Source organism: Mesorhizobium sp. M1A.F.Ca.IN.022.07.1.1, from assembly GCF_003997575.1.
In the GTDB taxonomy this organism is placed as follows: Bacteria; Pseudomonadota; Alphaproteobacteria; order Rhizobiales; family Rhizobiaceae; genus Mesorhizobium.
Genome location: NZ_RZST01000205.1, coordinates 1 through 10715 on the forward strand (window position 1 = coordinate 1; position 10715 = coordinate 10715).

The following is a 10715-nucleotide window of genomic DNA, read 5'->3' on the forward strand; positions in this document are numbered from 1 at the left end:
CCCCCGCCGATGGGCGGCTGGACGCCAATGACCGCCGAGGCGACGGCGCTGCTGGCGCTGGCCGCCGTGCTCGTGCTCATCGGCTATCAGTTCATCATCATGGCGATGCGCTCGGGCGACATCTCCTTCATCGCGCCCTTCCGCTATACGGCGCTGCTGTGGTCGATAGTGCTCGGCCTCGTCATCTTCGGCGATATCCCCGACCTGCCGATGATCGTCGGCGCCGCGATCATCATCGGCTCCGGCCTCTACGCGCTCTACCGCGAGCGCCTCGTCGGCAGGCGCCAGCCTGCCGCCGAAAGCGCTGGACCCGACATGGCGCCGGACGGCATATAGGCCCGATGGATCGAAGCGTTGCAGGCATCATCCTGGCGGGAGGCCACTCGCGCCGCATGGGCGGCGGCGACAAGACGCTGCTTTCGCTGGGCAAGGTCAGGCTGATCGAGCATGTCGCCGCGCGTCTCACACTGCAGGTCGCCACGCTGGTGCTCAACGCCAACGGCGATCCGGCACGGTTTGCCGGCACCAACCTTCCGGTGCTTGCCGATACGATAGAGGGCCATGCCGGCCCGCTCGCCGGCATCCTCACCGGCCTCGAATGGGCGGCAGCGGACACGGGCTACCGGTCGCTGGTCAGCGCGGCCGGCGACACGCCGTTCTTCCCCGCCGATCTCGTCGAGCGATTGGCCGTTGCCGCTCGGGCACGGCCGGGCGCGATCGCGGTCGCCAGTTCCGACGGCAGGTGGCACCCGACCTTCGCGCTCTGGCCGCTCGGCCTGCGCGATGCCCTGCGCCATTTCCTGGTTGAGGAGGACAATCGCCGGGTCTCGGCCTTCGTGGAGCGGCATGGTTTTGTCGAGGTGGAGTTTCCGATGCTCGAAGCCGGAGGCGAGCGGATCGACCCGTTCTTCAACATCAACACGCCCGACGATCTTGCGGAGGCCGAGCGTCTGTTGCAAAGCCTTGAGCCATGAGACGCGTGTTCGGCATCACCGGCTGGAAGAACTCCGGCAAGACGACCCTGACCGAGAAGCTGGTCGCCGAACTGGTTCGGCGCGGCTGGACGGTCTCCACGGTCAAGCATGCCCATCATGACTTCGACATCGACAAGCCCGGCACAGACAGTTTCCGCCACCGCCAGGCCGGCGCGATGGAGGTCGCGATCGTCTCCGGCCGGCGCTGGGCATTGATGCACGAACTGCGCAACGAGGACGAGCCGACGCTGGACGACATCCTGGCGCGGCTGGCGCCCTCGGACATCGTGCTGGTCGAAGGCTACAAGCGCGAAGCGCACCAAAAGATCGAAGCGAGACGGCTGGAGGCCAAGGACCGAACGCCGATTTCGATCAACGACCCGAACATCGTGGCTGTCGCCGCCGACTTTCCGGTCGAAGGCGAAAAGCTGCCGGTCTTCAACCTCGACGATACGAAATCGATAGCCGATTTTGTCGAGCGCGCGACCGGTCTCGTCAGTCCAGGCAAGTAACGCAGCGGCACACGGCGGTTGCCGTTTGCTGTTGTTTTTGCAGTTGCTTTTTTCTTGCAAAGAGTGGGAGTATCCCGCGCAGCGGGCGGTCAAAAAGGCTCCGCCCACAAGAGCCGCACGGGACAGCGGCCATGACAATATGAGAGGATTATCATGCGTATTGCACTGCGTATCGCGCTTGCCGCTTCGGCCGCGCTGCTGACACTTGGCGTTGCCCAGGCTCAGGAAAAGACCCTGAGGATCGGCACCGAAGGCGCGTACCCGCCCTTCAACAACCTGACCTCGGACGGCCAGCTGGTCGGCTTCGACATCGACATCGCCAAGGCCCTCTGCGACGAAATGAAGGTGAAGTGCACCTTCGTCGCGCAGGATTGGGACGGCATCATCCCGGCGCTCCAGGCCGGCAAGTTCGACGCCATCGTCGCTTCCATGTCGATCACGCCAGAGCGCCAGGAAAAGGTCGACTTCACCCACAAATATTACAACACTCCGTCGGCGATCGCCGTGCCGAAGGATTCGCCGCTCAAGGGCGTGACCAAGGAAGACCTCGCCGGCAAGACGATCGGCGTCGCCACCACGACGACCCACTTCAACTATGCCTCGAAGACCTACACCGACAGCACGATCAAGGGCTATCCGAGCAGCCCCGAGGAACAGGCCGACCTTGCCAATGGCCGTCTCGACGCCATCGAGGACGACATTGTCGTGCTGCAGCAGTGGCTGGATTCGCCCGACGGCGCCTGCTGCAAGATCCTCGGCCAGCCCTCGCCGCAGCCGGTCGAGATCTTCGGACCGGGCGCCGGCATTGCCGTGCGCAAGGGCGAAACCGACCTGGTCAACAAGCTGAATTCCGCGATCGACGCTATCCGCAAGAACGGAAAGTACAAGGAAATCAACGACAAGTACTTCAAGTTCGACGTCTACGGCGCCGAGTCCTGATCATTTGCGCTCAGGGCGGTGAGGATCACCTCGCCGCCCTGCCTCCATTCCGGGATCGCCACGGAGACACGCCCCGCCAATGCCAGCCCAAAGCATTTGGACACTTCTCAGTTGGGGACCGGATGGCTGGAGTGACGACATTGCGTCTGGTGTGCTGGTCACGGTCGCGCTGGCGCTTGCGACATTGCCTATAGGCCTGGCGATCGGGTTCTTCGTCGCCTTCGCCAAGCAACACGAAGAGCCCGCGCTCCGGCTCGCAGCCAACATCTACACCACTGTTTTTCGCGGCCTGCCCGAGCTGGTGACGCTGTTCCTGTTCTTCTTCGGCATGCCGCTGCTGCTGCAATATGTCGTCCGCCTGTTCGAGCCCGAGGCGACAATCGACGTGAACAGCTTCATTGCCGGCATGATCGTGCTGGCGCTGATCTTCTCCTCCTACGCCAGCGAAGTCTTTCTCTCCGCCTTTCGCGCCATTCCCAAGGGCCAGTATGAGGGCGGCTACGCCATTGGCCTTTCGAAATGGCAGACGATGCGCCTGGTGATCCTGCCGCAGCTGCTGCGCATCGCCTTCCCGGGTCTGGAGAATTGCTGGCTCAGCCTGCTCAAGGACACCTCGCTGGTGTCGGTCGTCAATCTAGCGGAAACCCTGCGCAATGCCGGTGTCGCAGCGCGCGTCACCAAGCATTCCTTCCTCTTCTACAGTGTCGCGGCGCTGGTCTTCCTTGTGCTGGCCATCCTGTCCTCGGTCGCCACCGGCTATATCCAGCGCTCGCTCGGGCGCAGGGAGGCTCGATGAGCGTCAGCCAGGCTATTGCGGTTGACAGGCCACCGCCCCGGGCTCGCGGCTGGCCGCGGGTGCGCATCATAGGCTACGCGCTGGTCGGCCTCTGGAGCCTTTTCGGCATCGGCATCGTGGCCTATCTGGTCCACGCCTGGAACGCCGATTTCTTCGCCAGATACGCGCCGGCCTATCTGCAGGGGCTCGCAACCACCCTGTCGCTGGTCTCCGTTTCGATGGTGGCGGGCGCTATTCTCTCGTTGCCGGTTGCCTACGGCCGGATGTCCAAGAACCGCATCCTTTCCGGATTGGCTTATTGCTACGTCTACTTCTTCCGCGGCACCCCGCTGCTCGTGCAGACCTACCTCGTCTATTACGGCATCGGCTCGTTCCGCCCCGAGCTGCAAACCGTCGGACTATGGTGGTTCTTCCGCGAGGCGTTCTACTGCGGCGTCTTTGCCTTTTCGCTCAACACCGCCGCCTACCAGGCCGAGATCCTGCGCGGCGCCATCGAAAGCGTTCCGCGGGGCCAGTGGGAAGGCGCGGCGTCGCTTGGCCTGCACAAGCTGCAGACGCTGCGCAAGGTGATCATGCCGCAGGCGATCATCGTGGCGCTGCGGCCTTACGGCAACGAGCTCATCCTGATGATCAAGGCTTCCGCGATTGTCGCCATCATCACCGTCTACGACCTGATGGGCAACGCGAAGCTCGCCTACGCAAAATCTTTCGACATCCAGGCCTATATCTGGGTGGCGATCGTCTACCTGGTGCTGGTCGAGATCCTGCGTCACGGCGTCGAATGGATCGAACGCCGGATCACCATTCACCTCAAACGATAGAGCGTCGTCAGCGGACGGGCCTGCACCAGTCGGTGCGGCTTTGCGCGCCTTGACGAAAATTTCGCATAGCCTAGACCTTCCGCCACTGAAACCTCTTGTTGGAAGGCAGGCTTATGGCATCGGTTGCATTTCTCGGTCTTGGCGTCATGGGCTATCCGATGGCCGGGCACCTCAGGAACAAGGGCGGCCACGACATCACTGTCTATAACCGCACGACCGCCAAAGCAGAGCAATGGGTCGCCCAGCATGGCGGCAGACTGGCGCTGACACCGGCCGAGGCGGCCGAAGGCAAGGATTTCGTCTTCTCCTGCGTCGGCAATGACGACGACCTGCGCTCGGTGACGACAGGCGCGAGCGGCGCCTTCGCCGCCATGAAGACGGGCTCGGTCTTCATCGACAACACGACAGCCTCGGCCGAAGTCGCGCGCGAATTGGCCGAAGCCGCCGACAAGGCCGGCTTTTCCTTCCTCGATGCGCCGGTGTCGGGCGGCCAGGCGGGCGCCGAGAATGGCGTGCTGACCGTCATGGTCGGCGGCGAGCAGGCCGCCTTCGACAAGGCCAGGCCGGTCATCGATGCCTATGCCCGCATGGTCGGGCTGATGGGACCCGCGGGCGCCGGGCAGCTCACCAAGATGATCAACCAGATTGCCATTGCCGGCCTCGTCCAAGGGCTGGCCGAAGGCATCCATTTCGGCAAGAAGGCCGGGCTCGACATTGAGAAGGTCATCGAGGTGATCTCCAAGGGCGCTGCCGGCTCCTGGCAGATGGAGAACCGCCACAAGACGATGAACGCCGGAAAATATGATTTCGGCTTCGCCGTCGACTGGATGCGCAAGGATCTCGGCATCTGCCTCGCCGAGGCCAACCGCAACGGCGCCAAGCTGCCGGTGACCGCGCTGGTCGACCAGTTCTACAAGGACGTGCAGGACATGGGCGGCAGGCGCTGGGACACATCCTCGCTGCTCGCCCGCCTGGAAAAATAGACGGCGATGGTCCTGCCCGATCCGAGCTGGAGCGCCGACGAGATCGTCGCCCATCTGCGTTCGATCGGCAGCGAGAAAAACCGCGCCGGCATGGCGCGATTCGGCATCAACACGAGAACCGCGCTCGGCGTCGGCAATTCCGATCTGCGGCCGCTGGCGCGCAAGCTGAAGAAGAACCAGGAACGGTCGCTGCTCTTGTGGGACACCGACATTCGCGAAGCGCGATTGATGGCCGCTTTCACCGGCGAGCCGAAGGAGCTCGACATCGGTCAATGCCGGCGCTGGGCCGCCGATTTCGACAGTTGGGAGATTGTCGATACCGTTGCCGACCTGTTCGCCCAAACACCGTTCTGGCGTGAGCTGGTCGAGGAATTCGCCAAGGACGAGCGCGAATTTGTCCGCCGCACCGCCTTTGCCATGCTGGCCTGGGCGGCGGTGCATCTGAAGAAGGAGCCGGACGCGAGCTTCCTCGCTGCTCTGCCGCTGATCGAGACGCATGCGGGCGATCCGCGCAACTTCGTCCGCAAGGCGGTGAACTGGGCGCTGCGGCAGATCGGCAAGCGGTCGGTGGCGCTGCACACCCCTGCCCTTGCGCTGGCCGAGAAACTGGCGGCGTCGTCCGACAAGACGGCACGCTGGATCGGCAAGGACGCGGTGAAGGAACTTTCGGATGTCAAACAGCTCGAACGGCTCGCGACCACACGACCTTGATCTCAGCGAAGTAAGCTCACGACGCTTTTACTCGCTTCGGAAATGGGACTGGCGGAGGATGACGACCATGAGCAGGCGTTTCAGATCAAGCGCGACGCTGGCGATCGTGCTTATGCTCGCCACCGCGAGAGCCGACGCCGCCGCCGAACCAGATCGTGCTGGTAACGCCGGCGCATCCTTACAGGATGGCGGAGGCATACCAGCCGGTCTCCGTCACCGGCGTGCTGGAGCCCGGCATGGAGAAGAGCCAACTCTTCATCCTGGACGGCGTCTTGATCGTGCAGTCCGGCTATACCGTGCGCAAGGCCGAGGTGGCTGATGTCGACAGCGTGCCGGACGCCGTCACGCTCCCGGTCAACTCGCCGTGGAATTTCCTCAACAAAAAGAAGAACTAGGTCTCGCAACTTCGCGCATAGCGGGAAGCGCGAGCGCCGTGCTCAGGCCGCGTTGGCCCCCGACTCCTTGTCCAGGATCATGTAGTCGAGCGGGATCTCGGTCGTGTACTTGATCTGCTCCATGGCAAACGAGGACGACACGTCGCGGATCTCGATCTTGGCGATCAGCCGCTTGTAGAAGGCGTCGTAGGCGGCAATGTCGGGCACCACGACGCGCAAGAGGTAATCGACGTCGCCGCTCATGCGGTAGAACTCGACCACCTCCGGAAATTCCTGGATGACCTCGGAGAAGCGCCGCAGCCATTCATGGCTGTGCGAATTGGTGCGGATCGAAACGAAGACGGTGACGCGCACATTGACCTTCTCATGGTCGAGAATGGCCACGCGCCGCTGGATGACGCCCTCTTCCTCGAGCTTCTGGATGCGCCGCCAGCACGGCGTGGTCGACAGGCCGACTTTCTTGGCGACATCGGCGACCGCAAGCGTCGCGTCCTCCTGCAGGAGGCGAAGAATTTTTCTGTCTAGGCGGTCCATGGGAAGGCTCCAGCGGAATAGTTTGGCTATAATCCTTTTTATCAGGCCCTTTCACAAGAAAGAAATTCTGCCAATGCCGGCAAAAGCGAGTGATTTCTTGCAAGATGCCTAATTGAGGCGATAGCGGATTTCCGAGCGCAGGAATGGCAGCAAATCCATTTCAAACCACGGATTCTTCTTCAGCCAGCCGGTGTTTCGCCATGACGGATGCGGCAGCGGCAGCACTTTCGGCCCGGCTGCAGCATCCCAGACAGCGCGCCAGTTTCTGACCGTTTCCGTCAGCGACGGCCCACGCGCCGTGCCCATGTGCCAGGACTGCGCATAACCGCCGATCGTCAGCACCAGATCGATCTGCGGCATCAGCGCCATCAGATCGGCGCGCCAGGCGGTGGCGCATTCGCGCCGCGGCGGCAGGTCGGCGCCCTTGGTGTCCTGGCCCGGAAAGCAGAAACCCATCGGCACGATGGCGAATTTTTCCGTGTCGTAGAACTCGTCGGGGGTGACGCCGAGCCAGTTCCTCAAGCGATGCCCGGAAGCGTCGGTGAACGGCATGCCCGAGATGTGGACTTTCGTGCCCGGCGCCTGGCCGGCAAGCAGGATGCGGGCCTTCGACGAAGGCACAAGCACCGGGCGCGGCTGATGCGGCAGGGGCCGGCCGCGCGGCTGCTCGACACAGATGCGGCAAGCCCGCACCTTGGCGGCAAGGCTCTCCAGCGCTTCGCTCATGTCCGGCGGGTTCTCCAAAGACAAGCCTCAAGCAGCAGCGCTTGGCCGGCTGGAGAGCGCTGCGTGCCAGCGCAGCACATTCCCGCATTCCTCAGGCACCTTGATGCGTGCCGGCTTCATGAAATCGATGGCGATCAGCCCGGTGATGTCGGCGACCGAATAGGTGTCGCCGGCGGCAAATTCCCTATCCGCCAACTCCCGGTCGAGGAGATGCAGGAACTCGATGGCCTTCGGCTTGTTGGCCTCGCCCCATTCCGGGATCTGCGGCACCTCCCATTCCTTCATTGCCGGATGGATGTGCCGGAACGCGGCGGCCACGCAGCTCATCAGGTTTAGCTCCAGACGCCTTTGCCACATCTCCACCATGGCCTTGCCGAGCGCGCCTGTTCCGAACAGGGCGGGCTCGGGATGCAACTCCTCGAAATAACGGCAAATGGCGATGGATTCGGTGATGATGGTCCCGTCGTCGAGTTCGAGCACGGGCAGCCGCCGCAGCGCATTGCGCGACGCCACCGGCTCCTTGCGATGCTCCAGCGCGCCCATGTCCACGGGCACCAAAGGGACGGCTAGCCCCTTTTCAGCCAGGAAAACCCGAACCCGCCTGGGGTTGGGCGCCCGGCCGCCATCGAACAGCTTCATTCCAGTCTCCGATCTTCATGCCAATCTTAGGGCGCGCTGCAATGCATGTCGCCCAAAACTGCACAGTGGTTTGGCAAGACCACATGTTGGCAAACAGAGCATCACCGGAGCGGCATCACCAGAAACGAACAAGCTCACGCAGCGCATCGCCGAGCGAAGCTAGTGCGCCGTGCTTCCTTTCGACGGGTTGATTGTGATGGCTGTCGCGCCAGTCCTGCGGCTGATCGAAGGAGCCAGCCCAGATGCCCACCTTGGCAGCCCGGGCGACGGCCTCCTCCGTTTCGAAGTCGCCGAAGGCGACGGCCCATCCGGACTGTACCTGCGCGCGGTTGAGGTCCGTGTCGCCCGCCTTGCAGTCGCCGAGCAACCGGCCGTAGCGGTCGCGCTGCCAGCCGCTGCAGGAGACCGACCTGTCGGCGATCAGCCGCACCAGCGACTGCCGCGCGAGCTTGCCGCAGGCATAGTCGGCTCCGTCCTTGCGGCACGTCTGTGTGTATTCCGGCGCGTCGATGCCGCGCATGCGGATGCGCTCGGCGCCAAGCGTGATCGAATCACCGTCGTCGACGATGGCCGTGCCTTGCTCCTGTCGCATCTCGAACCGGTCGAGCCGCGCCGCCACCAGGATGGACAGGCCAAGCAGGACCACGGCCAGCCCGTAATCCAGAAGCCTGCGCAAAAGGCTTCGCGGAGGCCGCGGAACATAGCGCCGGCGCGGTCTTCGCGACCAGGAACGGCTCATATGGCAAACAGTCTCTTAATCATTCGAACGTAGCTTAACGAACTGAAAATCGCTGCGCGCAGAAATTGAACTTGCATGCCTTTGCTACGCTCGGACACAGCGGACAAATTCATTGTGGACCGCAGGAAACCGCATCGCAACAGCGATGTGGCGCGCGCGGTGCGCAGGACGCGTGACCGTCTTTCGCAGCAGGCCGGCAGCCTCGATTTCGACCGCGAGCTGCTCAAGCTGCATGCACGCGCCATGGTGGTCAGTGCGGCCGCGATTCCTCTGCTTGTGCTTGTGGTAGCGGCCATCGGCCGCTTCGCGGGCCTGGGCAACCAGGTCGCCGTCTGGGCTCTCTTCACGCTGCTTTGCTACGCCATCGTCACCTTCATGGCGCGACGCGTCGAGCGCACGGAGGCGGCCGAGCTCGACCCGGTGCAGACGCGCCGCGATTTCCTGATCGGCCATTCGCTTTGCGGCCTCGGCTGGGCCTGGTTCGCCTGGCTGGACTGCGCCATATGCCAGGTCGACCAGTTCCATGTCGTCAAGGCCATGGTGCTCCTGGTCGCCATGGCGACGACTGCGGTGATGGCATCGTCCCTGGGCGGCGCGCTGCTGGCGACCTTCGCAGTTCCCGTGGCGGTCTATGTCTATGCCGTCCTGCGCCTGTGGATGCCGATCGAAGGGATCATGGCGGCGCTTCTGGTCGCTGCCCTGCCCTTCTTTGGCTACGTCGCGCGCCATCTCAACCAGTCATCCTGGATGCTGCTCTCCTTCCGCTCCGAGAAGGACGCGCTGATCGCCGAGGTGGAGACTGCCAAATCCATGTCCGACGAGGCCAGGCGGCGCGCCGAGGACGCCAATCTGGCGAAGTCGCGCTTCCTCGCTTCGATGAGCCATGAGCTCCGGACGCCGCTCAACGCCATCCTCGGTTTCTCCGAAGTGATGGCCAATGAAGTGCTCGGGCCGATGAACAACCCAACCTATCGCGATTACGCGCGTGATGTGCACGAATCCGGCCAGCATCTGCTCGATCTGATCAATGAGATCCTCGACCTGTCGCGCATCGAGGCCGGCCGCTACCAGCTCAACGAGGAGCCGGTGGTGCTGGTGACGATCGTTGAGGATTGCTGCCATATGATGGAACTGAGAGCCCGCAACAAGGACATCCGCGTCATCCAGGAGTTCGAGACCGCGCTGCCGCGCCTGTTCGGCGACGAGCGCGCCATCCGGCAGATCGCGCTCAATCTGCTGTCCAATGCCATCAAGTTCACGCCGTCGGGCGGCGAAGTGCGTGTGCGCGTCGGCTGGACGGCGGGCGGCGGTCAGTACATCTCGGTCAAGGACAACGGTCCCGGCATTCCGGAAGAGGAAATCCCAGTGGTGCTTTCCGCCTTCGGCCAGGGCTCGATCGCCATCAAGAGCGCCGAACAGGGAACGGGCCTCGGACTGCCGATCGTGCAGGGTCTGCTCGACATGCATGGCGGCGAGTTCGAGCTGCACTCCAAGCTGCGCGAAGGCACCGAGGCTATCGCCATCTTCCCGCTGAGCCGAGTGATGGAGGAATTGCCCGCGCTGCCGACCAAGGCTGTCGCCGCCCGCCGGCGTTAGCTCCGGGGCGCGGGTTGGACCCGAACCGCCGCCGCCATACCGGAGCTCGTGAGCGCCGCGGCCTTGACGAGACCGGCGGCAAGTCCAGCCCCAACTCCTTCGCCGTGACTGACAGCAAAATCGAGCATTGGCTCGAGCCCAAGCCGTTCGGCGACTTTGGCTTGGCCCGGCTCCGGCGACAGGCTGGCGAGCAGGCAGTGGTCGATCGCGGAAGGATAGGCTTTGTGCAGAACCGCGGCAGCAGCCGTCGCGACGAACCCGTCGAGCAGCACAGGAATCTTCTGCATGCGGGCTGCGAGAATGGCGCCGCAGATTGCCGCGAACTCGCGCCCGCCGACGCGGCGCAAGGC

General features: G+C 63.6%; 14 protein-coding genes and 1 pseudogene. 10 read left to right on the forward strand and 5 right to left on the reverse strand.

Going from position 1 to position 10715, the window contains the following annotated elements; all coding sequences use genetic code 11:
* The 9 genes and pseudogenes from EOA75_RS21095 to EOA75_RS21135 form a co-directional block, all read left to right on the forward strand.
* On the forward strand, positions 1 to 336 hold a 336-nt coding region (locus EOA75_RS21095), incomplete at its 5' end, for a DMT family transporter (RefSeq protein ID WP_164747476.1).
* 5 nt (positions 337 to 341) lie between these two features.
* Entirely contained in the window at positions 342 to 974 is a 633-nt protein-coding gene (mobA, locus tag EOA75_RS21100) for a molybdenum cofactor guanylyltransferase MobA (protein WP_127325067.1), read from the forward strand.
* Entirely contained in the window at positions 971 to 1486 is a 516-nt protein-coding gene (mobB, locus tag EOA75_RS21105; RefSeq protein ID WP_127325068.1) for a molybdopterin-guanine dinucleotide biosynthesis protein B, read from the forward strand. The genes mobA and mobB overlap by 4 nt, the downstream gene beginning before the upstream one ends.
* A gap of 153 nt (positions 1487 to 1639) precedes the next feature.
* Positions 1640 to 2425: an ABC transporter substrate-binding protein gene (locus EOA75_RS21110; RefSeq protein WP_066992755.1), complete on the forward strand. Its 786-nt coding sequence runs from the start codon at positions 1640 to 1642 to the stop codon at positions 2423 to 2425.
* Positions 2426 to 2504: 79 nt separating this feature from the next.
* A complete protein-coding gene (locus EOA75_RS21115; RefSeq protein ID WP_066992752.1) occupies positions 2505 to 3221 on the forward strand; it encodes an ABC transporter permease in 717 nt (238 codons plus the stop codon).
* Positions 3218 to 4042, forward strand: coding sequence for an ABC transporter permease (locus EOA75_RS21120; RefSeq protein WP_066992749.1), 825 nt, complete (start codon positions 3218 to 3220; stop codon positions 4040 to 4042). The genes EOA75_RS21115 and EOA75_RS21120 overlap by 4 nt, the downstream gene beginning before the upstream one ends.
* 113 nt (positions 4043 to 4155) lie before the next feature.
* A complete protein-coding gene (locus EOA75_RS21125; RefSeq protein ID WP_127325069.1) occupies positions 4156 to 5025 on the forward strand; it encodes an NAD(P)-dependent oxidoreductase in 870 nt (289 codons plus the stop codon).
* 6 nt (positions 5026 to 5031) lie between these two features.
* Positions 5032 to 5736 (forward strand): DNA alkylation repair protein, encoded by a 705-nt coding sequence (locus EOA75_RS21130; protein ID WP_127325070.1) that lies wholly within the window; start codon positions 5032 to 5034, stop codon positions 5734 to 5736.
* 143 nt (positions 5737 to 5879) lie between these two features.
* A pseudogene (locus tag EOA75_RS21135) lies at positions 5880 to 6131 on the forward strand (hypothetical protein); the annotation flags it as partial.
* A gap of 42 nt (positions 6132 to 6173) precedes the next feature.
* Here EOA75_RS21135 and EOA75_RS21140 read toward each other — a convergent pair.
* The 4 genes from EOA75_RS21140 to EOA75_RS21155 all read right to left on the reverse strand — a co-directional run bounded on the left by EOA75_RS21140 (position 6174) and on the right by EOA75_RS21155 (position 8769).
* Entirely contained in the window at positions 6174 to 6665 is a 492-nt protein-coding gene (locus EOA75_RS21140; RefSeq protein ID WP_067319982.1) for an Lrp/AsnC family transcriptional regulator, read from the reverse strand.
* Positions 6666 to 6773: 108 nt separating this feature from the next.
* Complete coding sequence (locus tag EOA75_RS21145) at positions 6774 to 7391, reverse strand: uracil-DNA glycosylase family protein (protein WP_127325071.1); 618 nt, start codon at positions 7389 to 7391, stop codon at positions 6774 to 6776.
* A 27-nt stretch (positions 7392 to 7418) separates the two neighbouring features.
* Complete coding sequence (locus EOA75_RS21150) at positions 7419 to 8030, reverse strand: glutathione S-transferase (protein ID WP_095780510.1); 612 nt, start codon at positions 8028 to 8030, stop codon at positions 7419 to 7421.
* Between the two features lie 115 nt (positions 8031 to 8145).
* A complete protein-coding gene (locus EOA75_RS21155; protein WP_127325072.1) occupies positions 8146 to 8769 on the reverse strand; it encodes a thermonuclease family protein in 624 nt (207 codons plus the stop codon).
* Positions 8770 to 8844: 75 nt separating this feature from the next.
* Between EOA75_RS21155 and EOA75_RS21160 the strand changes: the two genes are divergently transcribed.
* The gene (locus EOA75_RS21160) at positions 8845 to 10365 is read left to right on the forward strand and encodes a HAMP domain-containing sensor histidine kinase (RefSeq protein ID WP_127325073.1); all 1521 of its coding nucleotides are present in this window, start codon (positions 8845 to 8847) and stop codon (positions 10363 to 10365) included.
* Here EOA75_RS21160 and EOA75_RS21165 read toward each other — a convergent pair.
* The coding region (locus tag EOA75_RS21165; RefSeq protein WP_206517021.1) for a nicotinate-nucleotide--dimethylbenzimidazole phosphoribosyltransferase at positions 10362 to 10715 on the reverse strand (354 nt) is incomplete at its 5' end. The two genes, EOA75_RS21160 and EOA75_RS21165, sit on opposite strands and share 4 nt — an antisense overlap.